The organism is Mycobacterium yunnanensis, assembly GCF_025823185.1.
GTDB classification, from domain to species: Bacteria; Actinomycetota; Actinomycetes; order Mycobacteriales; family Mycobacteriaceae; genus Mycobacterium; species Mycobacterium yunnanensis.
This window is the reverse complement of record NZ_JACKVK010000004.1, coordinates 81,139-107,360: the sequence shown is the minus strand read 5'-3', so window position 1 is coordinate 107,360 and position 26,222 is coordinate 81,139. Positions and strand designations below refer to the sequence as shown.

Here is a 26,222-nt window from a genome sequence, read left to right as displayed (position 1 = left end):
GCGGCCTTTATCCAAAGAACGTCTGTTACAGAACGGTTTTCGTCGGTGGTGAGGCCTAAGCTGGGTTCATGTTCGACGATCTGGTGGACGCGACGAACGGCACCCGTGGTGCCGGGGCGCTGTCGTCGTGGGCGCGAGTGGAGAACGCAGCCTGCGCCCAACGGGTGGCGACGATGGCCGCCATGCTCGACGAGGCACATGCGCTGTCCGGGTCCGCCGATCGAGACCAATGGTGCCTGGACAACCTCGACGCCGTCGCCGCCCACATCGGCGCCGCACAAAACATCACCCCCGGCACCGCCACCCACCAACTGTTGATCGCCGTCGCCCTGCACGAACGATTCCCCAAGGTGGCCGCGGTGTTCGCCGAGGGCCTCATCACGTATGCGTTGGTGAAGACCGTGGTGCACCGCGGGGCCCTGGTCGTCGACCCCGACGCCCTACGGGCGCTGGACGCCCTGCTCGCCGAGGCATTCGGCGACTGGGAACCGCGGTCGGTCGACAAGACCGAGAAGGCCATCGACTACTTCGTTCACCAGGTCGACCCGCACGCGGTGCGCCGCAGCGAGACCAAGGCCCGAGGCCGGTCGGTGGAAGTGCACATCGAGGAGGACGGCAGCGGAATGGCCACCATCTTGGCCACCCTCTTCGCCCACGACGCCAAGGCGTTCCAGGCACGACTGAAGAACCTGGCCGCCACCGTCTGCCCGGCCGATCCCCGGACCGCCGACCAACTCCGCGCCGACGCCATCGGCGCCATCGGGACCGACCGCATGGCCTGCCTGTGCGGCAACGACGACTGCGCGGCCGCCCAAAACCCGCCCGCCACCGGGGTGGTCTACGTCATCGCCAGCGAAGACACCCTGGCCGACCCGACCACGACGCCCGACTCCGAGCCGCCAGCGCCGAGGCCCGAGACGCCGGCGCCATCGGAAGACCCCGCCGGCGTGGACGTCGAGGGTGAAGCCGATTCCGCGTCGTGGTCTGATGACGCAGCGTCGCAGTGTGAAACACGGCCAGCGCATCCTGCCACTCCCACCGACGAGCGCGCCGCACTCGACGGCGACGAACCACATCTGTTCGACAGACCGCTGCGCGACCTCACCCTCACCGAAGCGATGACCCCCACTCCCGGCAGGCTGGCCTCACTGCGCCCCGCGGCGTTGATGGGCGGCCAATTCCTTCCCGGTGCCGTCGCCTGCCGCGCCGCCGTCGGAGCGACCATCACCCGGATCGTGCACCCCGGACAAGCCCCACCGGAGAATCGGTACCGACCGTCGAAGAAACTGGCCGACTTCGTGCGCTGCCGCGACATGACGTGCCGCTTCCCGGGCTGCCGCGTGCCTGCGACGAATTGCGATGTCGACCACACGATTCCGTGGCCACACGGACCGACCGCGGCATCCAACCTCAAATGCGTCTGCCGAAAACACCACCTGCTCAAGACCTTCTGGGGTGGCGAGAACGGTTGGCGCGACAGGCAACTCGACGACGGCACCGTCATCTGGACCGCACCCGACGGACGAGAGTTCGTCACCACACCGGGCAGCCGACTGCTCTTCCCAGAACTGTGCAGACTCACCGCCACGGTCACGACGACCGGACGACCCACGCCGCACACGGCCGGGCTCACCATGCCGCGGCGCAGCACCACCCGCGCCAGGGATCGCGCCGACCGCGTCACACGCGAACGGGAATGGAACCTACGTTCGTGCGACCCGGACGGCTAGTGCGGCCGCGTGCTCGCCCGCGCGACGTCCGAAGAACGAGCCTTCTCCCAATTGCGTTCCGCTGCAATAGCCCTTGCCGTCCTGGGCGATGTTCGACGCGCAGGCACCGGCGGCATAGAGGCCGGTCACCACGCTGCCGTCCTCACGGAGCACCTCACCGTCGAGCGACGTGGCGAGGCCGCCCATGGTGAACCCGGCGTACATCGCCTTGCCCAGCGAGAGGTCGAACGCGCCCCACGGCGCCGTGTCCTGGGCGGCCAGGAACTCCGGCTGCTTGTGGAAGTCGGGATCCTCCCCCGCGGCCGCAAACTCGTTGTATCGGTTGAGCGTTCGCACCAGGTTGCCGGTCGGGATGCCAAGTGCCGCCTCCATCTCCTCGACCGTCTCCCACCCGTCGATCAGCGGGATGAGGGGCACCTCGGGGCGTTCCAGATGGGCCTCGTCGACGATGAGGTACGCCGCGCTGTCGGGTTGCTCCATCACGAACGCCGACGTCCGTGAGTGGTAGGAGTCCTCGGCGACGAACCGCTCGCCGTCCTTGTTGACGATGATCCCGGTGAGCAGGATCTCCGGCGGATACGGCGGCGCGGTGACGAAGATCTGATCCATGTGCTTGGTGGCCCCGCCGACCGACTCGCCGAGTCGGATGCCGAGCCCGTCGTCGTAGGTGCTGCCGAGGACGAACGGCTTCTCGGCGAGCTTCGGGGTGAACGTCGCCACCATCTCGGGGTTCATCACGAACCCGCCCGCCGCGATGACGACGCCCTTGGCGCGAATCGACCCGGTGTCCTCGAAGCGCTTCCAGGACAACCCAACCACGGCGTCGTCCTCGACGACCAGTGCGGTGGCACCCGTCTCGTAACGAACGTCGACGCCCAGTTCGGCGGCTCGCTTGACCAGCAGCTCGATCACCATCGCCGCACCACCCAGTTCGCCGGGCATGGGCACGGAGTGGCCGCGGGGTGCTGGGGGCGCCTGCTCGAAGAAGGGCCACACCTTCTCGTTGCCGGTGTAGGACAGCCCCTCGGTACCGGGTGGCACCACGACCTTGCCCGGGTAGTAGCTGCGTTCGAATTCGAAGCCCAGGTCCTCGAGCCAGTCGAAGTGCTCGACGCTGCCGTCGCAGTAGGCGCGGATCTTGTCGAGTTCGGGATCGCGGGCGGTGGCGACCAGGTAGTCATACATGGCGTCGGGGGTGTCGTGGTGACCGGTCGCCTTCTGCACCGCGGTACCGCCGCCGAGGTAGAAGTGCCCGCCGGCCATCGACGTGGTGCCGCCCGCGACGGCCGCGCGCTCCAGCAGCACCACCCGCGCGCCGGTCGCGGCCGCGCTGACCGCCGCACAACCCCCGGCGATGCCGAAGCCGACCACGACGACGTCGACCTCGTCGGACCAGTCCGTCACGGTCGCGGCGTCGACGGTGTCGGGAATCTCCATGCTCACGCTTGCTCCTGTTTGACGTAGTCGAAGAAGGCTCGGATCTCGGACGGAACGTGCGCGATCTCGAGGTAGGGCACACCGGCCCCGGCGGCCGAGAGGTAGGCGAAACTCATCCCGCCGGGCATGGTGCCGCGGCTGACGACCGACGCACCGTGTCGCTCGGCGTCGACCAGCCTGGCGTCGAAGTCATCCCGGTCGTCGGCCTCGATCGCGACGTGGTGCAGCCCTGGCCCGGCGGCGTCGAGGAAGTCGGTGTAGATGCTGTCGCCGCGCACGGGTTCGATGAGCTCGAGTTGGGTGTCCCCCGCGTAGGACAACGACACGTGGGCCACGTAGTCGGCGGGATGGCCGCGGTGCGTGCAGGTGTCCGGGCCGAAGTGCACGTCGGGCATTCGGACCCACTTCTTGGCGCCCATCAGCTGGGTCAGCGCGGCCTCGGTGGCCCCGAGGTCTCGCGTCACCCAGGCGATCTGGACAGGTGTCTGGTCGGGCATCGCATCGAGGATATCCCCGGGGACCCCCGGTGGCTAGAACGTGTTCTAGTCCGGCGCATGGGCGCCCGTCGTGGCGGCAATCGCCAGACGAATCTGCCCGTCGAACACGTCGGCGGGGTCCGAGAGCGTGTCAGCCCCGTACTGCCCGAAGGCCTCCAGGCTTATCGCCCCGACGAGCGCGGCCCACAGCAGGAACCCCTTCAGCATCGCGGCGTCGTCCCCGGTGAAGGGGAATTCCTCGCGAATGGCGTCGAAGTCCGCCGACGTCGCGGCCGACGGGCGGGGGCCGGTGGCAGGCACTTCGCCGGCGGCGACTCCGTCGGAGACGACGGCCAGCAGCGCGCCCACGACGCGGGTGCCAGGTCCGACGGTCACGTCGGCGGGGGCGTGATACCCCGGCACGGGACTGCCGTAGATCAGCGCCCAGCTCGCGGGCTGGCGCAGCGCCCAGGTGCGGGCGGCGCGGGCCATCTCCAGCAGCCGGTCCTGCCACGATCCGTGGCAGTCCGCCGCGGCCCGGTCGACGGTGTCTGCGAGGTCGGTGTAGGCGTCGACGATCAGCAGCGTCAACAGGTCGTCACGGCTGGCCACGTAGCGGTACACCGCCGAGGAGACCATCCCGAGATCGCGCGCCACGGCCCGAAGGGACAACCCGGCTGCCCCGTCGGTGACGAGGTGCCGACGGCCCACCTCGACGATCTCGCGCTCGATGCGTTCGCGGGCCTGCTGACGCTTTCCCATCCGTCGAGTCTCGCACAATTCGAGAGCAATGCTCTTGATTTTGGCCAGACGTCGTGCCATTCTTAGAAAGAGAGCACCGCTCTCTTTTCCCATTCACCGCTGAGGAGATCGACATGACCGTCCGCTACGACGAACCCAATCGCGTCGCCCGCGCCACCAACGCCCTGTTCCGCTGGCTGGCCGAGGCCGGCGTCAGCGTGGCCGGCACCCACGCCCTTCGCGTCCGCGGTCGCACCACCGGCAAACTCCGTGTCGTCGTAATCAACCTGATGACCGTGGACGGCCACGACTTCGTGGTGTCACCGCGCGGCAACACCCAATGGGCCCGCAATGCCAGGGCCGCCGGCGAGGTGGAGATGGGGCCCCGGTGGCGTCGCCGAACGGTCCGCATCACCGAGATCGGCGACGACGCCAAGCCCGAGTTGCTCCGGCGTTACCTCGATCGCTGGTTCTGGGAGGTCAAGGGCCACGTCGGCGGGCTGACCCCCGACTCGTCGGACGAGCAGATCCGCGCCGTCGCGCCGTCCATCCCGATCTTCGAGCTCCGGTGACTCCTCAGGTGCCCTCGCGCAGCATCCGCGCGATGGTGGCCGCCGTCTCGGCACGCAGGTCTCCCGAGATTTGAATCGACTGTCCGTCGATGGGCTGACCGATGACCGGGGCCGCCAACACGATCCCGTTGCGGACGAAGGCCAGCTGCTTGCCGACGTTGGCCGTCGTGTATTGCGTGAACGCCGTGCTGGACGCCAGGGTCATCGACAGCTGCACGGTGTGGAACTCGCTGTCGGGCAGCTTCGTCTCACTGGCCCCGGTCAGGTCGAGCGCCAACCCGACGGGGCCGAGCCGGTAGACCGCCGCGCGGTCGACGTCGCACACCTCGATGGGCGCGTCGGCTGGCGTCGGCGGCGGAACGGGCGGGCAATCCTGCGGATTGGCCACCAGCGGTGGCGACAGCACCGGCCGCACCGCCAGCGGGATGCCGATCACCGGAGGCGCAGGCCTGGTCGGAATCGTGGTGGGGCGCTGGGCACTTGGACCTTGATCCTTGGTCATGAACGCCATGGCGGCACCGACGACGATGGTGCTGACCACGGCGAGGATGCCTACCGACGCCAGCACCGCTGTCGCAACTCGCTTTGCCGTCCACTTCTCCCCGGAGGAAAACCACGAGAACAGCCGGTACCTCATCGGCACCTAGGCCGCCGGCGGGCCGGGTACGGTGTCGGCCGCGGACGTGATCACGTCCTGGCGGATCTGCTGATCCGTGACCGTCCACGACACCGCGGCGGGATGATCGCCCCAGGTGCTGTTGAACATTCCGACGATGACGGCCCGTCCGTCGTCGGCGAGGACGTACACCGGACCCCCGGAGTCACCCTTCTTGCTCACCACCCCGTTGGCCATCGTGAACCAGCCGTTGTTGACCGAGTCCACCGTGCCGCAGCTCTCGCCGGTCACCACGCCGAAGTGGCAGACCGGCTGGTCCCGCTGCGGTGTGACAGCCGGGTCGAATGCCAGCGTCCGGCCGCCCGGCAGGATGTCGTTGACCGCGACGTCCGGCGCCAGCGCGATGATCTCCCAGTCGGAGATCATGTGATCGGTGGCCACCACCGCACCGTTGGGGGTGTCGTCGCGGAACGTCGTCTGATGGCCGATGACGTTGCCGCCGCGGTCGGTCACGGCACCGTCGCCGCGGCAGTGACCGGCGGTGTAGGCACTCCGCGTCGCGACGTCGACGAACCCGAGGGTGCACAGGTTGTTGCCCTGCCGGATCTCCATGCCGGGGTACACCAGCACACCGGGATCGGCCGCGGCGGGACCGGCGAGCGACACCAGCGACACTGCCGAGGCGGTTGCCACCATGGCCGCACGCAAACGCCTTCGGCGCACGTCGTCTCCGCTCGCTAGGGGTCGATGGGTGGTTAGCGTACCGACGTCCGGTCGATTAGGAGTCGAAGCCCAGCCCGAGGGCATCCAGCGTGCGCAACAGGACGTTGCGCCGCCCCGCCGAGTGGTCGGCCCGGTCCAGCGACCATCGGGTTGCCTGGATGCCGACGCTGGCGAGCGGTTCGGGCGGAAACGGCAGGGGCTTTTGGCGCACCATCTGCAGCTCCGTTCGCGGGGTCGGCACCCCGCCCAGCAGATCAAGGCAGACGTCGGCGGCGAACCGGGCCGCGCCGACGCCGAGTCCGGTGAACCCGTTGACGTAGGCGACCCGGTCGTCGCGCGCCAAGCCCCAATGCGCACAGAAGCGGGTGTTGGTGTCGATCGCACCCGCCCACCGGTGGCTGAAGCGGACGTCCTCGAGCTGCGGGAAGGTGATGAAGAAGTGCGCGGCGAGCTTGCGGTAGCTCTCCTGCCGGTCCTCGTACTTGGCGTCGACCTTGCGGCCGAAGTGGTAGACCGCGTCGTACCCGCCGAAGACGATGCGATTGTCCTTCGTCATCCGGTAGTAGTGGAATTGGTTGGCCGAGTCGCCGATGCCCTGCCGGTTCTGCCAGCCAATGCTCTGGACTTGGGCGTCGGTCAGCGGCTCGGTGGACAGCACGTAGTCGTATACCGGCACGGTGTGAAACCTGTTGCGGCGCAACAGATGTGGAAAGGCGTTGGTGGCGAGGACCACCTGCTTGGCAGTGATGACCGACCCGCCCGCGGTGACCTGAATCGAGGCCGTCCCCGAGTTCAGCGCCGTGGCGTTGGTGCGTTCGTAGATGGTGACACCCGCCTCGGTGCACGCACGGGCCAGTTCGAGGGCCAGCTTGGCGGGGTGCACGATCGCGCAGGTGTCGGGCTGCAGCAACCCGGCCAGGAACGTCGGCGAGTGCACCTCGGTGCGGATTGCCTCGCCGTCGAGGAACTCTCCGTCTCCGCCTGCGGCCGATTCCTCAAGCCAGGGCACCTGATGCGGTTCGGTCGCCACCGCGAGCATTCCGCTGCGCTGCCATTCGACGTCGAGTCCGAGTCGTTCGATCTCGGCCTGCATGCCGTCGAGGTTCTCCACACCCATCGCCTCGAGTGCGTCGATTTCGTTGGGCCACCTCGTCTTTCCGTTCTCGTGCCCATGAGTGAGGCTGGCCTCGACGAAGCCGCCGTTGCGGCCCGAGGCCGCCCATCCGACACGACCGGCGTCGACGACGACGATGCGCCGATCCGGATCGCGCTGTGCGGCGTGCAGTGCCGTCCACAGCCCGACGTAGCCTGCGCCGACGACCAGGAGGTCGCACGACACCGACGTGGTCAGCGCCGGGCGGTCGGGACGATCGACATCCAGCCACATCGACCCGAACGCGCTGCCGGCGAGCGACCGCTCCACCAGTGCGGGGTCGACGTATCCATCGAACACGGTTTCCACGGGCCAACCCTACCGAGGGGGATGACATCCTCGTCGGGTGTCCCCCGAGCATCAACCCACCCGATGAGCCCCGCAGCGCGGCCGCCCGGGCTCGGACCGGCCACCGGCGACTTCGCCCTCGTCGCGCGAATCGAACCCCTCCTGCGCAGCGCCAGCCTGACCGATCGCGTCGGCGTCGCGCATCTTCGCCGGGGCGACCTGACCGTCGCGCACTTCGGCGCGCAGGCGAACACGGTCTACGAGATCGGGTCGGTCACCAAGACCATGACGGCATCGCTGTTCGCCGACGCGGTGACCGCCGGCGAGATCGACACGGACACCACGCTGGGGAGCGTGTTCGCCGTCACCGGCCAGGCGGACGCGGTGACGATGGAGGAACTCGTCAGCCACCGGTCTGGGTTGCCCCGGGTCACCGGTCGCCGCCGGGATCTCGCACGGGCCGTCGTCGCCGCACTACGGCATCGCAACCCCTACGTCGCCGACGTAAGGGCGCTCCTCGCCGCTGCCGGTGACGCCAAACTCGTTGACAGGGGCACCTTCTCCTACTCCAACCTGGGCATGGCACTGCTGGGCCAGGCTCTCGCCCGACGTGGTGGCACCGAATACCCCGATCTGCTGGATCGACGTCTCTTCGGCCGCCTCAGCATGAGCCGGTCGACGACTCCCCTGACGGCCCGTGACCAGCCGCCCGGCGCCCTGACGGGGTGGAGCGCGAGCGGCCACGGCGAAGAGGCCTGGTCCATGAATGCCTACGCCCCGGCCGGCGGGGTGCGCTCGACCCTCGACGACATGGCGCGCTACGCCGCGGCCCTCCTCGACGGTGCCGCGCCGGGCGTCGACGCCCTCGAGCCGCGGTGGGATGCCGGCGACGGGCGGCGGGTGGGTTACGCCTGGTTCGTCGATCGCATCGACGGCGCCACCGTCACGTGGCACAACGGCACCACGGGCGGCTTCTCGAGCATGATCGCGCTGGACCGCGACCGGGCCGCCGCGGTGGTCATCCTGGCCAACACCGTGGCGATGCTCGACGAGATCGCGATACGCCTACTGCTGGAACGGGATTAACGAAAGCTCAGCACGTCGTTGCCCCAGGCCACCCGCAGCGGACGGTCGGGGTCTTCGACCACGACGTCGTTCTTGTCGAGCAGCAAGGTCGCACGGTCGGAGTCGCGGTAGGGCCGCCATCTCGGCTGCCCGGCCGGGCCGACCGGGTCGCCGGTGGCTGCGAAGTTCACCCAGCGGGTGCGAATGCGCTCCGACAGCGCGGTGCCCGTCTTGAGGCCGCCCAGCTTGAACGTCGGATCCTTGCTTCCCGCAACGAGATTGCCCCATACGTAGGGCAACTCGGTGGCGTGCGCGGCGCCCAGGCGCAGCAACCGCAGCATCGGGGTCGACCAGTCGAAGCGGTAGGTGAACACCGGGGCCACCTTGGCGTGGCCCTCGGCGAACCAGATGGTCGGCATCCGGAAGCCGATGTCACGGGCGACGCCCATGCCGGGCGTCTTGCCCCGGCCGGGATAGGCCGACATCAGATCGGCCTCGCTGGGCAGCTGCAGGCTTGGCTGTTCGGAGGCGATGCCGTCGAACATCGACTTGATCGCCGCAGGGGTGATCGGCATCAGCGGCGACTTCATGAACCGGAACAGGGCCGCTTCGTTCTTGTTGGTGCCGATGATCAGCGGCACCGGGTGCGTGCCGCCGGCGCGGGCCACCTCGACGGGATAGTCGGGCACCAGGTCCCCGTCGACGATCGGCGCGTAGGCCAGCGTGCCTGGCGAACGCACGGGCACCTCGTCGAAGAGCCGCTTGGAGGCAAGCAGCACCTCGCTCATGGGGGCCTCGGGCAACCGGTCCACCTCGTCGGCGCCGATGCCGAGGGTCTGCAGGAACTGTTGGGCGACACCACGGGAGCGGCTGGCGTCGTAGACCGAGGTGACCGGGGAGCTCTGGGCGATGGCGCCGCCGAACAGCCCGCGCGCGGCGGGGCTGGCCAGCAGGGTGGTGACGATGCCGCCGCCTGCGGACTCGCCGAACAGGGTGACGCGGTTGGGGTCACCGCCGAAGGCGGCGATGTTGTCGCGCACCCATTCCAGGGCGAACAGGACGTCGCGCAGGCCCAGGTTGCTCTCGAAGCGGGTGCGTTCGGTGCTGAACGTCGACAGGTCGAGGAATCCGAACGCGCCGAGCCGGTAGTTGACGGTGACGACGACGGCGCCGCTACCGGCGAGAGCGCGCCCGCGGTAGAGGGTCTGCGCGGCCGACCCCAGCACGTACGCACCGCCGTGCACCCACACCAGCACGGGTTTGCCTGCGCCGGCCTCGGTGTCGGAGGTCGCCCAGACGTTCACCGTCAGGGAGTCGTCGCCCTGCGGGGCCCCCAGGTCCAGCGGGATGCGCGGATCGGTCGGCTGGTGGCAGGCCGGGCCGACGCGTGACGCGTCGGCCACATCGGTCCAGCGCTCGGGTGGCCGGGGGGCGCGCCAGCGCAGCTCGCCCACCGGTGGCGCGGCGTAGCGAACGCCCCGCCATGACTTGACCACTCCGTCGTCGACGCCGCGTACTGGCCCGTACGCGGTCTCGACGGTGGGAGCGCTTACCGAGTCGGTCATGAAGGCGACGATATCGTGCCCGGCTAAGTTGTTTCCGTGCGCAAGTGGATGCTGCTCGGCGCGGCAATCGCGAGCGAGGTCGCCGCGACGCTGTCGCTGCGCGCCATGCAGGACCACGGGGCGTGGCTGGCTGCAGTCGTCGTGGGCTACGCGTGCGCGTTCACGATGCTGACCCTCGTGCTGCGCGAGGGCGTGCCCGTCGGCGTGACCTACGGCATCTGGGGGGCGTGCGGCACGGCGCTGACCGCGGTGCTGGCGGCCCTGGTCTTCGGGGACCCGTTCACCTGGCCGATCGTCGCCGGCATCGGGCTCATCATCGTCGGTGTGCTGTTCGTCGAGTTTGGCTCACGTCCCACGGGGCCGACGCCATGACGTGGCTGGTGTTGGCAGCGGCGATCGGCGTGGAGGTGTTCGCGACGCTGGGACTGCGTGCGTCCGACGGCTTCCGCAAGCGGGGCTGGATCGCACCGATCGTCGTGGGGTACCTGGCGTCGTTCTACCTGCTGTGGCTGACGTTGCGGCTCGGCATGCCCGTCGGCGTGGCCTACGGCGTGTGGACCGCGTGCGGCGTCGCGCTGGTCGCGGTGATTGCGCGCTACGTCTTCGGCGATCCCTTGACCGTGAAGATGCTGATCGGCATCGCGTTCATCATCGCCGGGGTGCTGGTCATCGAACTGGCTGGCGCCGTGGGCTGAGCGCCCCCGCCGCGGCGGCGATGGCCAGTCCGGCAATGGGCACGATGAGCAGCCCCACGCGCAGACCGGCCGCGTCGGAGACGATGCCGACCAGCGGCGGTGCGCCCACGAAGCCGAGGCGCATCAGCCACGCCAGCGCCGTCAGCCCGGCACCCGGCCGAAGCCCCGGCAGTCGGTCGGCGGCGTGCATGGCTGCGGGTATCGAGGTCGCGGCGCCGATGCCGGCGGCGGCGAACCCTGCGATGGTGCCCGGCACCGTCGGGACGGCCAGCGCAAGGCCCATGCCCACCGCGACCAGCAGGCCGCCGCCGCGCACGACGGCGCGCTCGCCGAAGCGGTCGACCATGCGGTCCCCCGCCACCCGTCCGACGGTCTGGGCACCAAGCAGCCCGACGTAACCCAGCGCGGCGATCGCGCCCGGCGCGCCGAGGCCGCCGAGGTAGAGCGCCGCCCACGAGCTTCCCGCGTCCTCGACGACGGCGCCGCCGATGGCGATCAGCACCAGCAGCAGCAGTGCGCCTGCGATCCGCCAGCCGGGCCGCCCCGCGGTACCCGCGTCGGCGGTGGCGGCGTCGGCCTGGTCCTTGCCCTTGAGCAGGAACGGGTAGGCGGCCAGCGCCACGCTTGCGAACACCACGGCGCTGACGCCAAGGTGCACGCCGATGGGGACGTGCAGGGCGATGGCCGCTGCGGCCATGCCCGCCCCGATCACCGCACCGACCGACCAGACCGCGTGCATCGAGTTGATGATCGACCGGCCGTAGGCGCGCTGCACCCGCAGGCCGTGAGTGTTCTGCGCGACGTCGGTGATCGCGTCGCACGCCCCGCCGCCGAACAGCAAGGCCGCCAACAGGATCGGTGTCGTCGACGACCCGGCCGCGAAGACCAGCACGGCGATGCCGACGGTGCACAGCACCGCGGTGCGCGCCGAGGTGAGCGTACGGATCACCGCGCCGGCGGTCAGCCCGGCCACCAGCGCGCCGACGGGAAACGCGGCGACCACGACGCCGTAGGCGGTGTTTGACAGGGCCAGCTCGGTCTTGAGTTCCGGGAAGCGTGGCACCAGGTTGGCGAAGATGGCGCCGTTGGTGAGGAACATCGCCGACACGGCGATCCGGGCGCGGCTGGTGCGACGCTCGAGGTCGACTGTCACCACTGCCACGACGATACGGGTACGCGCAGTCACGCCCGAACCGGCAAGATCACCCCCATGACTGAACTGGCCGCCTCCCTGGCCGAACTCGCCAGCCGCTACGGCGTCGCGGTCACCTACGACGACTGGACGGGCGGGCACCGCGTGGTCTCGGAGTCGACCCTGGTCTCGGTTCTGGCCGCGCTCGGCGTCCCCGCGGACACCGAGGACGACCGGCAGCATGCGCTCGGTGCGCTCGACGAACGGCACTGGCGACGCGTCCTCCCGCCGACCGTCGTCACCCGGGCCGGCCGAGCAGGGTCGTTCTGGGTGCACGTCACCCACGGCCAGCCCGTCGGCGCGTGGCTCCGGCTGGAGGACGGGACCGTCCGCACCGGGCTTCGTCAGCTGGTCAACGACACCCCGCCCCACGACCTCGACGGCCGGTTGGTCGGTGAGGCCAGCTTCGAGCTGCCTGCCGACCTGCCGACCGGCTACCACCGGTTGCACGTCGACGCGGGCGGCGTCGAGGGCGACGCCGCGCTGATCGTCGTCCCCGAGGCGGCGACGTTCCCTGCGTCCCTCGGCGGCGGCCGCACCTGGGGTCTGGCCACCCAGCTCTACAGCGTGCGCTCGGAGCAATCGTGGGGCATTGGCGACCTGACGGACCTGACCGATCTCGCCGTGTGGTCGGCCTCCCAGCACGGGGCCGGGTTCATCTTGGTCAACCCGCTGCACGCCGCCGCTCCGGTGGCGCCCATGGAACCGTCGCCGTACCTGCCGACGTCGCGGCGCTTCGTCAATCCGATCTATCTGCGGGTCGAGGCCATTCCCGAGTTCGCGTTCGTCGCCGACCGCGGGGATCTGCGCAAGGCGCGGTCGGTCGCGCAGGGCCGGGCCAAGAAGTCCCGACTGATTGACCGTGACTCGACGTGGAAGATCAAGCGCGCAGCCCTGCGGGCGGTGTACCGGGTCAAGCGCTCCGCGGGCCGTGAACTGGCCTACGTGGCCTACCGGGCGCGGGAGGGCCGCAGCCTCGACGACTTCGCCGTCTGGTGCGCCCTTGCCGAGAAGCACGGCGGGGACTGGCATCGGTGGCCCGAAGAGCTGCGGCACCCCGGCAGTCCCGCGGTGACGGCGTTCGCGGCCAAGCGCGCCGAGGCCGTCGACTTCCACCGCTGGTTGCAGTGGCAGCTCGACGATCAGCTCACCGTGGCCCAGGCGACGGCCGTCCGATCCGGGATGGCGTTGGGCGTGATGCACGATCTGGCGGTCGGGGTGGACCCGAACGGCGCGGACGCGTGGGCGTTGCAGGACACCCTGGCGCTCGGGGTCAGCGTCGGCGCCCCGCCCGACGAGTACAACCAGCTGGGGCAGGACTGGTCGCAGCCGCCGTGGCGCCCGGACCGGTTGACCGAGCAGGGGTACGAACCGTTCCGGGCGCTGGTCAACGCGCTGTTGCGCCATGCGGGCGGCATTCGCATCGACCACGTCATCGGCTTGTTCCGGTTGTGGTGGATTCCCCAGGGCGCCGATCCGACCGAGGGCACCTACGTGCGCTACGACCACGAGGCGTTGATCGGCATCGTCGCCCTGGAGGCTCAGCGCGCCGGTGCCGTCGTCGTCGGCGAGGACCTGGGGACCGTCGAACCGTGGGTCCGGGACTACCTGTCCGAGCGCGGTCTGCTCGGCACGTCGATCCTGTGGTTCGAACTGGACCGCGACTCCGGTGGCGGCCCGCTTCCGCCAAGGCGATGGCGGGAGTTCTGCTTGTCGTCGGTGACGACGCACGATCTCCCGCCGACGGCGGGTTACCTGGCGGGCGAGCACGTCCGCATTCGCCAGGAGCTGGGGTTGCTCACCCGTCCGGCGGCCGAGGAGCTGGCCGACGACCAGGCCGAGCAGGCTGCCTGGCTCGCCGAATTGCGCGCCATAGGTCTGCTGGGCGAGGACCCCAGCGTCCAGGAGATCGTCAGCGCGTTGTACGCATACTTGGGGCGGACGCCGTCGCGCCTGCTGGCGCTGGCACTTCCGGACGCCGTGGGGGACGTACGCGCGCAGAATCAGCCGGGTACCACCGACGAATATCCCAACTGGCGAGTCAAACTCGCTGGTCCCGACGGTCGGGAGCTGCTGGTGGAGGACGTGTTCACCAGCGCGCGGGCGGCCGGGCTGGCCGAGGTCATGCGCGCTCAGGTAACACCGGCACGCGAGTGACCGAAGTTTCTCAAGAGGCTGAACTGCGATATGTTCGCAGCCGCACCGCGACATTCGGAGGGCACGTGAAGAAGATCATCGGGCTGGGAGCCATCGGGCTCGTCGTTCCGGCAGCCATCGCGTCGACGGCCCTCGCGTCGGTCGCCCTCTTCGCGCCGGCCGTCGCCGGTGCCGCCCCGGCCACCGGCGCCTCGGCCAACGTCGTCGGCGAGCCCTACTTCAAGGCCGTCAGCATCCTGAAGAGTCAGGGGTTGCGGGCGTCCTTCGGCGGCTCCTTCGGCAGCGATCTTCCGCAGTCGCAGTGCATCGTCAGCCAGCAGAAGGCCTTGAAGAGCCGGATGATCCTGATGCTGGACTGCACCGCCGCGGCAGGTAAGGACGCAGCCGGCGACGCGCCGGCGCCGTCGGCCCCGGCCGCAGGCACCCCGGGCAGCGGCCAGGGCACCTATGGCGGACCCATCGGCGTCCCCGTCCCCGTCGGCTGACCCTCGAACGACCCGGTACCCGCGTTCCCAGATAACGGTCCCACCCGCGTAGACTCGCTTCCCGTCACACGACGACGAAGGGGCACGCGATGCTGCGACCACGGCGCTTCAACACGGTGATCGATCCTGGTCCCGTCCAAATTCAGGCCCGGCGGGTGCACTTCGGGGTCGACGACGTGCCACTGCACTGGATCCCCGGCCACCCGGTCGCGTCGAACATGATCAGCCTGCTCAACGTGATACTCCCCGCCGCGGAACGCTGGTTCGTCGCCGCGTACGACGAGGCGCTGCCGTTGGTCAAGGATCCGAAGCTGGCCGAGGACATGCGCGGGTTCATCGGCCAGGAGGCCACCCACGCCGACGTGCACGACAAGGTGCTCCACGAGTACATGGTCGGCCACGGGGTCGACGTCACGCCGATCCTCGACCAGGTCGAGTACGTCTTCGAGAGGGTGCTGGCCCCGGATCCCTCGATCACCGACCCCAAGCGCAAGCTCAACCACCTGTGCGATCGGCTGTGGCTGATCGCCGCCATCGAGCACTACACCGCCGTCCTCGGCGACTTCTCGCTGAACTGCACGTGGGACGACCACGATGCGGACCCGACCATGGTGGACCTGTTCCGCTGGCACGGCAGCGAGGAGGTCGAGCACCGCATGGTGGCCCACGACGTCGCCCACTACTTCCACGACAGCTATCTCGACCGCATCCGCGCCATGTCGATTGCCGTCATCCTGATGGCGACGTTCTTCCAGCGGGGCGCGTGGTACCTGTCCAAGAACGACCCCGGCGTCGAACTCGGCTGGTTCGAGATGCAGCGTCTGCGGATGCGCGACTCCAAGCTCGGACTGCTGCCGAAGTACCGGAAGCTGTTCGGATCCAACACCTTCACCTACTTCCGGCCGGGTTTCACGCCAGACGACATGGGGTCCACCGCGCAAGCCGTCGCCTACCTGGCGAGCTCCCCCGCGGCCCGGGCCGCTCACCTCTGATGTTCGCGCGTCTGCGGGACGTACCGCCGAGCGCGTCGGGTCGCTCCCGTCACGACCTGCCGTTGGGTTTGGCAGCGAGCGTGTTGACCGGGTTCTTCAATTTGTCTGCGGCCGTACGGAATCCGGCCCCCCTCCCCGACGTCGCGCGCGACTTTCCGCTTCAGGTGTCCGAGCGTCGGGTGGTCGCGCACGATCAGGACGTGATCGCCCTGACGCTCGCCGCGCCGGGTGGCGGCGACCTGCCGCGCTGGCATCCCGGTGCCCACCTCGACGTGCACCTGCCCAGCGGCCGGGTCCGGCAGTACTCGCTGTGCGGCGATCCCGGCGTCACCTCGTCCTACCGAATCGCGGTGCGCCGCATCCCCAACGGCGGCGGCGGGTCGGTGGAGGTACACGACGAACTGACCGTCGGGTCGACGATCACCACCAGCGGACCCCGCAACGCGTTCCCACTGACCGTGCCGGGATACGGCTCACCGGCGCAACGGTTTCGGTTCATCGCCGGGGGTATCGGCATCACTCCGATTCTGCCGATGCTCGCGCAGGCGGAGAGCCTCGGGGTGGAGTGGTCGATGGTCTACACCGGCCGGCGCCGAGACACCCTGCCGTTCCTCGAGGAGCTCGCCCGCTTCGGTGAGCGCATCGAGATCCGCACCGACGACCAGGCGGGCCTGCCCACGCCCGCGGAGCTCCTCGGCGACTGCCCGGGCGGCACCACGGTGTACGCCTGCGGACCCGCCCCGGTGCTGACCGGCCTGCGGACGACACTGGCCGGCCGCGACGACGTCGAACTGCACTTCGAGCGCTTCGCCGCTCCCCCGGTCGTCGACGGCGCCGAGTTCTCCGTGGCGGTGAGCTCCCGGGAGGACGCCATTCGCGTCGGTGCCGACGAGACACTGCTGACGGCGCTGCGACGGGAAGGCGTGCACGCGTCGTACTCGTGTCAGCAGGGGTTCTGCGGGACGTGTCGGGTGCGCGTGCTCGGCGGCGAGGTGGAGCACCGGGACACGCTCCTCACCGGGCCAGAGCGCGAGGCCGGGATGATGCTGGTGTGCGTGTCTCGGGCGGCCGCGGAGACGGGCCTGATCCTTGACCTGTGACGGTCAGGCGCCCTCGAGGTGGGCGACCAGATGTCCCAGCAGCGGCCGCTGCCCCTTGAGTAGCTTCACCTGAGCCTGCTCGACGGGGAACCACGCCACCCGGTCCAGCTCCGGGAACTCCTTGACGACACCGGATCCCTTGGGCCACTCCATCTCGAAGGTGTTGCTGACGGCGTCGGTGACGTCGAGGTTGGCCTCGACGGCGAACGCGGTGACGATCTTGCCGCCAGATTGTTTGACCGGCGGCAGGGCCACCCGCGGTCCGTCGGGTACGGGAAGGCCGAGTTCCTCGACGAATTCGCGTTGGGCGGCGACCCAGGGGTCCTCCTCGTCGGTGTACTCACCCTTGGGAATCGACCACGCCGCCTCGTCCTTGCGCGCCCAAAACGGCCCGCCCGGGTGCCCGATCAGCACCTCGTACCCCTCGCCGCCGCGCCGGTAGAGCAGCAGCCCCGCGCTCATCTTGGCCATGTCGCTACCACTCCTTGAGGATGCGCAGCTTGTTGGCCTTGACCATGGCCTCGCGCCGCAGGCGTTTGAGTTCCTGCTGAAACTCGGTGTCGCCCTGCAGGTTCAGCGGCAACACCAGGTGCGAGGTCAGCTCCTCCTCGAACACCCACGGCTCGGGGCGGACCACCCACGACACCTGCGTGTGCTCGGCCATCCACTGGTTGAGGACGGCCTCACCGCCGGCGAGGGTGATCTGCTTTCCGGCGCCGACGCGGCGCAGTTCCAGGCCGAGTTCCCCGGCCAGCAGCACCCCGAGGGACTTGCGCAGCGACGAGCCGTCGGCGGTGCCGCGGGCGCCCCCGAAGTGATACCGGATTCGCTTGTGCAGATCCTGGCTGGCGGGACGCTTGCCACTCGGTGGCGGGGGCGTCGGGCTGATGCCGACGTGGAGCAGGGTCAGGCCGTCGCGTACCTCGCACCCCTCGGCGTCGACCGCGGCGGGCAACGTCCGGAACCACCAGCCGTAGGCACCGGGAGCCTTGGGGACCGGGCTGGGCTCGGCGAACACCTGCTCGCGTGTAAATCGCTGTGCGTCAAGAAAACCCGCGACAGAGTCGGGGCGAGGTGCGTCAGGCATGCCCTAGCCTTTCACGAGCATGTCCTGCCGCCGAGCGGGGACGCCGCTAGAGTGCCCTCGTGGCGAATCAGTCATATCAGCGGTACGTCGCGCTCGGCGACAGCCAGACCGAGGGCCTCTGGGACGGCGACGACGACACGGGGGTCGCGGGCTTCGCCGACCGCCTCGCGGCCCGTCTCGAGGAGTTGACGCCCGGCGTGCAGTACGCCAACCTCGCCGTGCGCGGGCGCCGTGTCCGCGACGTGCTCGACCGTCAGCTGCCCGCGGCCGTGGCGATGAAGCCCGACCTGATCACCAGCTGTATCGGGATGAACGACGTCACCCGGCCCGGGAAGTCCTTCGCCACCGCGCTGGCCGACGTCGACCTGCTGCACGACCGGCTGGCCGAGACCGGCGCCACGGTGGTCACCACGACGTTCCCCGACCTCGAGCGCATCTTGCCGGTGGGACGGTTTCTGGGGACACGGGTCAGGCAGATGAACGCGGTGGTGCGGGCGGCGGCGGACCGGCACGGCTTCCGGCTCGTCGACCTCTACGAGGCAGAGTCGATGGGTGATCCCGGCACGTGGAGCGCAGATCGTGTGCACGGCTCCCCGACGGGCCACGCATTGTTCGCCGCGGCGGCGGCGGAGGCGCTCGGTCTGCCTGGCAGCAGCCATGATTGGGCCGTCTCCAAGACCGAGGTCATCAGACCTAGCTTCCAGTCGCGGATGTACTCGCAGGTGTTGTGGACGCAGAACCTGCTGATGCCATGGATCTGGCGTCACCTGCGGGGGCTGTCCAGCGGCAACGGCCGGGCGGCCAAGCGCCCCGTGCTGACGCCGGTCGCGCTAGTTGCCGAAGCCGCCGAGGCCGCCGAGTAGACCCAGCGGGATCGGCGACTCGCCGTTGGCCAGCGAGCTCATCGCGCCGGGGCAGAACGCGGAGATGGCGAGTCCGGTGAACATGGTCGCCGGGCCCAGCGACATGCCGCCGGCGTCGGCCACCCGGGCCGCGGTGTCGGCCATGTCCTGGCCGGGCTGAGACAGCATGGGGCACACCGAGCGACCGAGGTCCGCGGCCTGGGCGGGGTCGACGCTGCCGATGCCGGCGTCGTCGACGGAGTTGATGAAGTCCGAGGTCGGGTCCGCCGAGGCGGGGGCGGCCGCGACCAGGGCGGCGCAGATGGCTCCGCCGGTCAGGAGCGCGAGCCGGGCGGTCTTCGGAGTCTTGTGCACGCTCGAAGCGTACGGCCGATCGGCGCGATCGGCCCAATCAGATGCCGGTCCACACCTCGGCGATTTGGCCGCCGATGTCGATGACCTTGGCCTTCGCCGATTCGGGGCTGTCGATTTCGCCGGCTACGTGTTGGGAGATGAATCGCTTGATCTCGGCGTCGACGCCGCCGACGATGCGCACCAGCTCCGCGCGCAGCGTCGTGGAGGTGATGTGGATGGAGATGTCGGTGGGACGGGGCTTGCCGACGTCGAGGATCAACGCCAGCGGGTGCGCGGCGATGGCGGTGGCGCGCAGGGCGATCTCCCCGAAGACCTTGAAGCGGGGCTTGTCGATGCGCAGATCGATGGTCAGCTCGATCTCCAGCGGGATCTGGATGTCGAAGGTCAGCTGCTCGCCTAGATGGCGCGTCACCGCCGGATCTTGCACGTGGACCTTCGCGGTGACCTTGGCGAACTTGCCGGGCCCCTGAGCCATGGGCCCCATGGTGAACTCGTCGCCGGCGATCTGACCGATCGCTGCGGCGACGCGTTCCTCGGTGACGGCGATCTCGAAGAACCGGCGGCCGAATTCCTCATACGTCATGGAGTCGTAGTCAGGCATGGTCCGACTACCTTGTCACGCCCATTGGTCGTCGGTGAACACCCGCACGGCACGGATGCGCGTCGGTCGGGTCTCGAGGTCGAACGTCGTGGCGAACTTGGTCGTAGACCTGCACACTGGTGGAAGCGTCACGCCGTTCCGGTCGACGCGGATGAGGAGTCCGTCATGAGCCAGAATCCGTTCGGAATCGACCCCGAGGATCTCGACCGCGTGATGCGGGAGGCCGGTGACGGTCTGCGCGACGCACTGGGTCGCATGGGTAGGCAGGCAGGGTGGGCGACGCTGCTCGACGAGTTCACCAAGGGCACGCGACCGAAGACCGAACCCGAGACCACCGGTGACACGGGTGACGGCGTCTGGTCGATCTACACCGTCGACGAGTCCGGGGGTGCCCACATCGAAGAGGTGTACCCGACCGAGCTGGACGCCTTGCGCGCCAACAAGAACAACACCGATCCGGGTCGCAAGGTCCGTTTCCTGCCGTATGGCATCGCGGTCAGCGTGCTGGACGCCGGCGGCCACGAGTAGGGCTCGGCCGAAAGCACGCGCTTGCTCCTGTAGACCGGCTACGCTTTGCTCGCAACGTCGTTCGCCGTGTTCTCCAGGAGGCTCCCCACCATGATCCGTGAACTGACGGTCGCCGCAGCGATCGCAGGAGCCGCCGTCACGATGGCGCCGTCGGCAGCCGCCGATCCGGGTCCGATGTTCCCCGACGATCCGAGCCACTACGACACGTCGGCCACCGATGTGCCCGGGATGAACTACCAGGCCTCACTCGGAGCGCCCTGCGACAACTACCAGCTGTTCACCTTCGGGCGTAGTCGCGGCGGGTCGACGGTGGTGTGCCATTACATCCCCAACCAGTGGCCGCCGGTGTACACGGGCTTCTGGGTCTCGTCGTACCCGCTGAAGGGCGTGCAGCAGATCGGTGCTCCGTGCGACGGACCCAAGGGTGCGGCTCAGGCTCCCGACGGCCGTCCCATGGTGTGCCTCGGTGACCAGGGCTGGCAGCCGGGCACCCTGACCGGCGCCGGCTTCTTCCCCGGCTAGACGCCCAAGCCGACCATACGGAAGGCACACACCTGTATGGTCGGCTCTCATGGCTAGTGGGACTAACTTCAACTTGTCCGACGTGTTCGGCACGGTCGCCGCGGCGATTCCCGACCAGACGTTCCTGGTGTGGCGAGGCAGGCGGCTGTCCTACGCAGAGGTCGACCGCCGGGTGGACGGGTTCGCCAACTACCTGACGTCGACGGGACTGGGCTGCCACACCGAGCGCGACGGGCTGGCGGGCCACGAGTCCGGCCAAGACCATCTCGGCATCTACCTCCGCAACGGCAACGAGTACCTCGAGTCGATGATCGGGGCGTTCCGCTCCCGGGTGGCTCCGTTCAACGTCAGCTACCGCTACGTCGAGGACGAACTGCTCTACCTGCTCACCGATTCCACGGCCAAGGCGCTGGTCTACCCCGCGGAGTTCGCGCCGCGGGTGGCCGAGATCCGCGACCGGTTGCCTCATCTGCGAGTGCTCATCCAGGTGGCCGACCATTCCGGCCACGAGCTGTTGCCGGGTGCCGTGGACTTCGAGGCCATCCTCGACACGCCCGCACCCGCCGGAGGTTTGCCCACGCCGTCGGGCGACGACTTGTACGTCCTCTACACCGGCGGAACCACCGGCATGCCCAAGGGCGTGCTGTGGCGCCAGCACGACATCTTCCTGTCCTCGATGGGTGGGCGCCCCTGGGGCAGCGACCAGCCGTTGGCGTCCCACGAGGAGCTCGCGGACAAGGCCAGGGCGTCCGCGGGAGCGGTGTCGATGATGATGATTCCGCCCTTCATGCACGGCGCCGCCCAGTGGGCGGCGTTCAACGCCGTGACCATGGGCGGCCGAATCGTCATCCCCGACGACGTCGAGCGCATGCGCCCCGCCGAGGTGCTGCGGCTGGCCGCCGAGGAGAGGGTGTTGAGCATGCCCGTGGTCGGCGACGCCATTGCCCGCCCGCTGCTCGACGAGATCGAGGCAGGCGACTACGACCTGTCGGGGCTGTTCACCATCACCAACGGCGGTGCGCCGCTGTCCCCCACGGTTCGGGAACGCCTCCTGGCCGCGCTCCCGCACCTGATGCTGCTCGATGCGGTCGGCGCCTCGGAGTCGGGTGCCCAGATGAGCACCTCGACGACTGCCGGGGCCGAGGCGCAGCCGGCGACGTTCACCCCGCAGTACGACACGGCGGTCGTCTCGGCCGAGCTGGATCGGGTACTGGCCCCCGGCGAAGGCCAAGGCTGGCTGGCGCGCCGCGATCTCATTCCGCTGGGGTACCTGGGTGACGAGGCCAAGACCGCCAAGACGTTTCCGACGATCGACGGGGTGCGGTGGTCGGTGCCGGGCGACAGGGCGAACGTATTGCCCGACGGCCGAATTCAGCTGTTGGGCCGCGACTCGGTGACCATCAACTCCGGCGGAGAGAAGATCTTCGTCGAAGAGGTGGAGCGGGCAATCGCCGCACATCCCAGCGTGTACGACGTGGTGGTGGTCGGTCGGCCGTCGGAACGTTGGGGCAGTGAAGTCGTCGCCGTCGTGCAGTTCGCCGACGGGGCCGACGCCACCGACGAAGAACTCGTCGACGTGTGCCGAACGGCGATCGCCCGCTACAAGATCCCCAAGGCCTTCGTCCGGGTGCCGAAGGTCGTGCGGTCCCCCGCAGGCAAGGCGGATTACCGGTGGGCCAAGGAGATCGCTACTTCTTGAGCGTGAACTGACACAGGTCGGTGTAGCCCTTGTGGAAGAAGTTGGCGCACCCCGTCAGATACTTCATGTACCGCTCGTACATCTCCTCGCCCTGCAGCGCGACGGCCTCGTCGTGCTTGGACTCCAGCGTCGCCGACCAAATGTCCAGGGTCTTGGCGTAGTGCTCGCCCAGACGGTGAATGCGATCGATCGTGAAGCCGGCCTCCGTGCTGAACTTCTCGACCTCGGGGACGATCGGAATCTGCCCGCCGGGGAAGATCTCGTCGGCGATGAACTTGGTGAACTTGAGCAGCGTCATGGTGACCGGCAGGTTCTTGGCCACGCGCTCCTCGGGACTGCACCGCGTGATGGTGTGCAACAACATGACGCCGTCGTCGGGCAGCGCCCCGTACGCCATCTCGAAGAAGCGGGCGTAGCGGTCGAAGCCGAAGTGCTCGAACGCGCCGATGGAGACGATGCGGTCGACCTTGCCGTCGAATTCCTCCCACCCGCGCAGTTCGACGCGGTGGCTGCGATTGGTGTCGACGCCGGCCAGGACGTTCTCGACGTGAGCGGCCTGGTTGCGGCTCAGGGTCAGGCCGATGACGTTGACGTCGTACTTCTCGATGGCGCGCTTGATGGTGGCGCCCCACCCACAGCCGATGTCGAGCAGCGTCATACCGGGCTCGAGCCCCAGCTTGCCCAGCGACAGGTCGATCTTGGCCAGCTGCGCCTCGTACAGCGTCATGTCGTCGCGTTCGAAGTAGGCGCAGCTGTAGGTCTGCGTCTCGTCGAGGAACAACCGAAAGAACTCGTCGGACAGGTCGTAGTGCGCCTGAATGTCCTCGAAGGCCGGTGTCATGTCCGACCTGATGCGCCTGTTGGCCACGGTGCTTCCTCCTTTGCCCCGCAGCAAGGCTACGCGGGTCGCCCGCGGGGTTCCAGCAAACGATGCCCACTCGCGCGTGGCGGCAAACATGGGGCCCACCCGTGGAAGGCCAATCCCGCCCCTCGGGCCGCGCAGGTCGGTAAATTGACGCACGGTATGGCAGGCCGCGCGTCGGCAGGCCGCTTGGCGTGTTCAATGCGTTGGGAGACACATGATTCCGAGCACGTACTCACACCCGCGTGCACTGGCTGGCCGCTCGGCGATCGTCACCGGCGCGGCCCGAGGTGTGGGCAAGGGCATTGCGGGCGCCCTACTGGAGCGCGGCGCGTCGGTGTTGCTGGTCGACCGCGAGCCCGATCTGCTGGCCCGCACGGTGGGCGAATTCGCCAGGGAGGGTTGGCCTTCGGAGTTCCTGGTGGCAGATCTGCGTGATCCGGTCAGCCCTGGCGCCATCGTCGACGCGGCGGTGACGCGGCTGGGCGGGATCGACGCGTTGGTCAACGATGCGATCGCCACCAACGAGCCAAAGGCGTTGGCGGACATCACCCCCGACGATTACGACCTGGTGTTCGACGTGGGTCCGCGTGCCACGTTCTTCTTGATGCAGGCGGTGTACCCGGTGATGAAGGCGGCCGGCGCGGGAGTGATCGTGAACCTGGGGTCGGCCTCGGGCACGGGCGGCCAATCCCAATTCGCGGCCTACGCGGGTGCCAAGGAGGCCATTCGGGGGATGTCCAAGGCCGCCGCCCTGGAATGGGGCCGCGACAACGTCAGGGTCAACGTGATCTGCCCGTTCGCCGACTCACCCGGGGTTCAGTCCTGGCAGGAGATCGCCCCCAAGGACTACGAACGGGCGGTGCGACAGGTGCCACTGAGGCGCGTGGGTCGGATCCACGAGGACATCGGGGCCGTCGTGGCGTTCCTGGTGGGCGAGGACGCCGGCTACATCACGGGTCAAACCATCATGGTCGACGGCGGTACGGGCGTCTTCCGCTGATCGCAGACGACGCTCGTGAAACTGCCAGACATGGAACGCAGTCGACCGCTTGACCGATCAAGTTCTCGCCCGACCGGTCCGCGGTCTGCCATCGCGTGACTGGTCACGCTCGGTGGTCGAAGAATGGCCTTTGACATGGCCTTTCACGAAAACCAGCGCGCGGACCTCAAACCGATGACGACGCAACGAGGTACGCGAGAGCGGCTCTGCCACAATATTTTTGAGAGGTCGGTCGCCACGTGAGCGAAACGTGATGGCAGCCACAGATTTTGGTGAGGTCAAAACGCCGTTGCTACGGTCCGACGTCATGATCGATGCTATTGCGACCACGGCCATCTTGACGTTGGTCAACCAGGTTTCAGGCACGCCGTACCGCACGGGAGGCGACTCGCCCTCGGGTACCGACTGCTCGGGACTGGCGTCGTGGGTGGCCAACGCCGCCACCGGCCGCCCGATCTACGGCGACCGCTTCCACACGGGCAACGAAGAGCAGGCTCTGTTGGCGCGCGGTTTCCAGTACGGCACCCAGCCGGGTGCCCTCAACATCGGCTGGAACTCCGGACACACCGCGGTCACACTGCCCGACGGCACCCCGGTGTCGTCCGGCGAGGGCGGTGGCGGAGTACGCATTGGCGGTGGTGGCGCCTTCCAACCGCAGTTCACCCGGCACATGTACCTCCCGGTCGCCCAGGACGGCCCGGCCCAGGATCCGATGGCGCCACCTCCCCCGGCCGACCCCTTCGCACCACCCCCACCCCCGCTCCCCGGCCCCGCGGACATCCCCGCGGTCGACGGCGCCGTCAACGAACTGCCGCCGCCCCCGCCCCCCGGGCCCGAGCTGCCGCCCCCGGGCCAGGAGCTGCCGCCGACGACCATCTGATTGGTCTCGTTCAAGAGATTTGCGGTGTTGCAATCGCAATCCCCGTCAGACAGCAGTCGACTGCCGAATACCACAACTCCGGTGAGGCCAAATCCCCGGTCGGAGAGCTCGTGACGGAATCGAGACGCCGACGGTAGGGCCGGTCACTTTCGTCGTAGTCGATTTGCCACTCGGGCTATCATCGGCGCGTGGCCGATGCCCCCGTCCTGCAACCGTTGGGACTACGTGAGCGCAAGAAGGCGCAGACCCGTCGCCTGCTGATCGACGCGGCCGTCGAGCTGTGTCTCAAGCAGGGCTACGAGAACACCACCGTGGAACAGATCACCCACGCCGTCGAGGTGTCACCGCGGACGTTCAGCCGGTACTTCGCCTCGAAGGAGGCCGTCTTCATCGCCGTCATCGACGACCTCTCCGCCGAGGTCACCGACGAAATCCTGCGACAGCCGACGGACCTTGGGCCCTTGGAGTCGTTGAGAGCTGCCCACGTGGCGGTGCTGACACGGGTGGCCGAGCGTCGACCGATCGCCGGCCTGACCGCCGAACGCATCGCGATGATGCTGCAAATCGTGTCGTCGTGTCACACGTTGCGCCAAGCAGCCGTGGAGTATCGCAGCCCGGTGGCGATGGCAGTGCTCGCCGAACGCATGGGGGTCGCACCCGACGACAAACGCCTGGAACTGGCGGTGGCGACGTTCGCGACCGTCATCGTCACCGCCTGCGTCGACGTCGCCGCCAGCGATCCCGAGGTCAGCTTCGGCCCGGACTTCGTCAGGGAGAGGCTCGAGAAGGCGATGGCCGACCTGGCCTCGTTCGTCGGCGAGCTCGAAACGTCCTGA

The 26,222-nt window shown here is 68.9% G+C and carries 29 protein-coding genes; 16 read left to right on the top strand and 13 right to left on the bottom strand.

The features are described from left to right. Positions 1–68: 68 nt before the first annotated feature. The gene (locus H7K45_RS05915) at positions 69–1,730 is read left to right on the top strand and encodes an HNH endonuclease signature motif containing protein (RefSeq protein ID WP_263994851.1); all 1,662 of its coding nucleotides are present in this window, start codon (positions 69–71) and stop codon (positions 1,728–1,730) included. Here H7K45_RS05915 and H7K45_RS05910 read toward each other — a convergent pair. Genes H7K45_RS05910 through H7K45_RS05900 form a run of 3 tightly spaced genes read right to left on the bottom strand, consistent with a single transcriptional unit; the run spans position 1,704 to position 4,405 of the window. Then, positions 1,704–3,173: an FAD-binding protein gene (locus H7K45_RS05910; protein WP_263994850.1), complete on the bottom strand. Its 1,470-nt coding sequence runs from the start codon at positions 3,171–3,173 to the stop codon at positions 1,704–1,706. The genes H7K45_RS05915 and H7K45_RS05910 overlap by 27 nt on opposite strands. Continuing rightward, positions 3,170–3,664 (bottom strand): VOC family protein, encoded by a 495-nt coding sequence (locus H7K45_RS05905; RefSeq protein WP_263994849.1) that lies wholly within the window; start codon positions 3,662–3,664, stop codon positions 3,170–3,172. The genes H7K45_RS05910 and H7K45_RS05905 overlap by 4 nt, the downstream gene beginning before the upstream one ends. Before the next feature lie 45 nt (positions 3,665–3,709). Continuing rightward, on the bottom strand, positions 3,710–4,405 hold the full coding sequence (locus H7K45_RS05900; protein WP_263994848.1) for a TetR/AcrR family transcriptional regulator: 696 nt from the start codon (positions 4,403–4,405) through the stop codon (positions 3,710–3,712). A gap of 113 nt (positions 4,406–4,518) precedes the next feature. Here H7K45_RS05900 and H7K45_RS05895 point away from each other — a divergent pair, with 113 nt between their 5' ends. Then, complete coding sequence (locus H7K45_RS05895; protein ID WP_263994847.1) at positions 4,519–4,956, top strand: nitroreductase/quinone reductase family protein; 438 nt, start codon at positions 4,519–4,521, stop codon at positions 4,954–4,956. Between the two features lie 4 nt (positions 4,957–4,960). Here H7K45_RS05895 and H7K45_RS05890 read toward each other — a convergent pair whose 3' ends face one another. From H7K45_RS05890 to H7K45_RS05880, 3 genes are all read right to left on the bottom strand, one after another. Then, a complete protein-coding gene (locus tag H7K45_RS05890) occupies positions 4,961–5,593 on the bottom strand; it encodes a SecDF P1 head subdomain-containing protein (protein ID WP_263994846.1) in 633 nt (210 codons plus the stop codon). A 6-nt stretch (positions 5,594–5,599) separates the two neighbouring features. Beyond that, positions 5,600–6,268 carry an Rv1815 family serine proteinase gene (locus H7K45_RS05885; protein ID WP_263994845.1) on the bottom strand — a complete coding sequence of 223 codons (669 nt, stop codon included), beginning with the start codon at positions 6,266–6,268 and terminating at the stop codon, positions 5,600–5,602. 82 nt (positions 6,269–6,350) lie between these two features. Next, positions 6,351–7,757 (bottom strand): NAD(P)/FAD-dependent oxidoreductase, encoded by a 1,407-nt coding sequence (locus tag H7K45_RS05880; protein WP_263994844.1) that lies wholly within the window; start codon positions 7,755–7,757, stop codon positions 6,351–6,353. 63 nt (positions 7,758–7,820) lie between these two features. Between H7K45_RS05880 and H7K45_RS05875 the strand changes: the two genes are divergently transcribed. Next, on the top strand, positions 7,821–8,822 hold the full coding sequence (locus H7K45_RS05875) for a serine hydrolase domain-containing protein (protein ID WP_263994843.1): 1,002 nt from the start codon (positions 7,821–7,823) through the stop codon (positions 8,820–8,822). Here H7K45_RS05875 and H7K45_RS05870 read toward each other — a convergent pair. Further along, positions 8,819–10,366, bottom strand: a complete 1,548-nt coding sequence (locus H7K45_RS05870; RefSeq protein ID WP_263994842.1) for a carboxylesterase/lipase family protein — start codon at positions 10,364–10,366, stop codon at positions 8,819–8,821. The genes H7K45_RS05875 and H7K45_RS05870 overlap by 4 nt on opposite strands. A 36-nt stretch (positions 10,367–10,402) precedes the next feature. Between H7K45_RS05870 and H7K45_RS05865 the strand changes: the two genes are divergently transcribed. Together H7K45_RS05865 and H7K45_RS05860 are read left to right on the top strand one after the other, a co-directional pair. Beyond that, positions 10,403–10,738 (top strand): DMT family transporter, encoded by a 336-nt coding sequence (locus tag H7K45_RS05865; RefSeq protein ID WP_263994841.1) that lies wholly within the window; start codon positions 10,403–10,405, stop codon positions 10,736–10,738. After that, positions 10,735–11,061 carry a DMT family transporter gene (locus H7K45_RS05860; protein ID WP_263994840.1) on the top strand — a complete coding sequence of 109 codons (327 nt, stop codon included), beginning with the start codon at positions 10,735–10,737 and terminating at the stop codon, positions 11,059–11,061. Before H7K45_RS05865 ends, H7K45_RS05860 begins: the two co-directional genes overlap by 4 nt. Here the strand turns inward: H7K45_RS05860 and H7K45_RS05855 are convergent. Then, the gene (locus tag H7K45_RS05855; protein ID WP_263995083.1) at positions 11,033–12,160 is read right to left on the bottom strand and encodes an MFS transporter; all 1,128 of its coding nucleotides are present in this window, start codon (positions 12,158–12,160) and stop codon (positions 11,033–11,035) included. The genes H7K45_RS05860 and H7K45_RS05855 overlap by 29 nt on opposite strands. 111 nt (positions 12,161–12,271) lie before the next feature. On the opposite strand from H7K45_RS05855, the gene malQ reads away from it, so the two are divergent. From malQ to H7K45_RS05835, 4 genes are all read left to right on the top strand, one after another. Continuing rightward, entirely contained in the window at positions 12,272–14,410 is a 2,139-nt protein-coding gene (malQ, locus tag H7K45_RS05850; RefSeq protein WP_263994839.1) for a 4-alpha-glucanotransferase, read from the top strand. A 65-nt stretch (positions 14,411–14,475) separates the two neighbouring features. After that, positions 14,476–14,895, top strand: a complete 420-nt coding sequence (locus H7K45_RS05845; protein ID WP_263994838.1) for a hypothetical protein — start codon at positions 14,476–14,478, stop codon at positions 14,893–14,895. Positions 14,896–14,984: 89 nt separating this feature from the next. Then, complete coding sequence (locus H7K45_RS05840; RefSeq protein ID WP_263994837.1) at positions 14,985–15,887, top strand: metal-dependent hydrolase; 903 nt, start codon at positions 14,985–14,987, stop codon at positions 15,885–15,887. Continuing rightward, positions 15,887–16,987, top strand: coding sequence for a PDR/VanB family oxidoreductase (locus H7K45_RS05835; RefSeq protein WP_263994836.1), 1,101 nt, complete (start codon positions 15,887–15,889; stop codon positions 16,985–16,987). The genes H7K45_RS05840 and H7K45_RS05835 overlap by 1 nt, the downstream gene beginning before the upstream one ends. Positions 16,988–16,990: 3 nt before the next feature. Here H7K45_RS05835 and H7K45_RS05830 read toward each other — a convergent pair whose 3' ends face one another. After that, positions 16,991–17,458, bottom strand: a complete 468-nt coding sequence (locus tag H7K45_RS05830; protein ID WP_263994835.1) for an NUDIX hydrolase — start codon at positions 17,456–17,458, stop codon at positions 16,991–16,993. 4 nt (positions 17,459–17,462) lie between these two features. Continuing rightward, positions 17,463–18,005 carry a GIY-YIG nuclease family protein gene (locus tag H7K45_RS05825; RefSeq protein ID WP_263994834.1) on the bottom strand — a complete coding sequence of 181 codons (543 nt, stop codon included), beginning with the start codon at positions 18,003–18,005 and terminating at the stop codon, positions 17,463–17,465. A gap of 128 nt (positions 18,006–18,133) precedes the next feature. Here H7K45_RS05825 and H7K45_RS05820 point away from each other — a divergent pair, with 128 nt between their 5' ends. Further along, on the top strand, positions 18,134–18,937 hold the full coding sequence (locus tag H7K45_RS05820; protein WP_263994833.1) for an SGNH/GDSL hydrolase family protein: 804 nt from the start codon (positions 18,134–18,136) through the stop codon (positions 18,935–18,937). On the opposite strand, the gene H7K45_RS05815 is transcribed toward H7K45_RS05820, so the two are convergent. Both H7K45_RS05815 and H7K45_RS05810 read right to left on the bottom strand, forming a co-directional pair. Then, entirely contained in the window at positions 18,905–19,291 is a 387-nt protein-coding gene (locus tag H7K45_RS05815; protein ID WP_263994832.1) for a DUF732 domain-containing protein, read from the bottom strand. The genes H7K45_RS05820 and H7K45_RS05815 overlap by 33 nt on opposite strands. A 37-nt stretch (positions 19,292–19,328) precedes the next feature. Further along, positions 19,329–19,892, bottom strand: coding sequence for a hypothetical protein (locus tag H7K45_RS05810; protein ID WP_263994831.1), 564 nt, complete (start codon positions 19,890–19,892; stop codon positions 19,329–19,331). Positions 19,893–20,057: 165 nt separating this feature from the next. On the opposite strand from H7K45_RS05810, the gene H7K45_RS05805 reads away from it, so the two are divergent. The 3 genes from H7K45_RS05805 to H7K45_RS05795 all read left to right on the top strand — a co-directional run bounded on the left by H7K45_RS05805 (position 20,058) and on the right by H7K45_RS05795 (position 22,641). Beyond that, the gene (locus H7K45_RS05805; protein WP_263994830.1) at positions 20,058–20,420 is read left to right on the top strand and encodes an Rv0313 family protein; all 363 of its coding nucleotides are present in this window, start codon (positions 20,058–20,060) and stop codon (positions 20,418–20,420) included. 90 nt (positions 20,421–20,510) lie between these two features. Then, positions 20,511–20,942 carry a hypothetical protein gene (locus H7K45_RS05800; RefSeq protein WP_263994829.1) on the top strand — a complete coding sequence of 144 codons (432 nt, stop codon included), beginning with the start codon at positions 20,511–20,513 and terminating at the stop codon, positions 20,940–20,942. A 49-nt stretch (positions 20,943–20,991) separates the two neighbouring features. Beyond that, positions 20,992–22,641, top strand: a complete 1,650-nt coding sequence (locus H7K45_RS05795) for an acyl-CoA synthetase (protein WP_263994828.1) — start codon at positions 20,992–20,994, stop codon at positions 22,639–22,641. On the opposite strand, the gene H7K45_RS05790 is transcribed toward H7K45_RS05795, so the two are convergent. Further along, positions 22,631–23,482: a cyclopropane mycolic acid synthase family methyltransferase gene (locus H7K45_RS05790; RefSeq protein WP_263995082.1), complete on the bottom strand. Its 852-nt coding sequence runs from the start codon at positions 23,480–23,482 to the stop codon at positions 22,631–22,633. The genes H7K45_RS05795 and H7K45_RS05790 overlap by 11 nt on opposite strands. Before the next feature lie 238 nt (positions 23,483–23,720). Here H7K45_RS05790 and H7K45_RS05785 point away from each other — a divergent pair, with 238 nt between their 5' ends. From H7K45_RS05785 to H7K45_RS05775, 3 genes are all read left to right on the top strand, one after another. After that, positions 23,721–24,506 carry an SDR family NAD(P)-dependent oxidoreductase gene (locus H7K45_RS05785; protein ID WP_263994827.1) on the top strand — a complete coding sequence of 262 codons (786 nt, stop codon included), beginning with the start codon at positions 23,721–23,723 and terminating at the stop codon, positions 24,504–24,506. Between the two features lie 307 nt (positions 24,507–24,813). Beyond that, a complete protein-coding gene (locus H7K45_RS05780; RefSeq protein WP_263994826.1) occupies positions 24,814–25,386 on the top strand; it encodes a C40 family peptidase in 573 nt (190 codons plus the stop codon). 188 nt (positions 25,387–25,574) lie between these two features. Continuing rightward, on the top strand, positions 25,575–26,222 hold the full coding sequence (locus H7K45_RS05775; protein ID WP_263994825.1) for a TetR/AcrR family transcriptional regulator: 648 nt from the start codon (positions 25,575–25,577) through the stop codon (positions 26,220–26,222).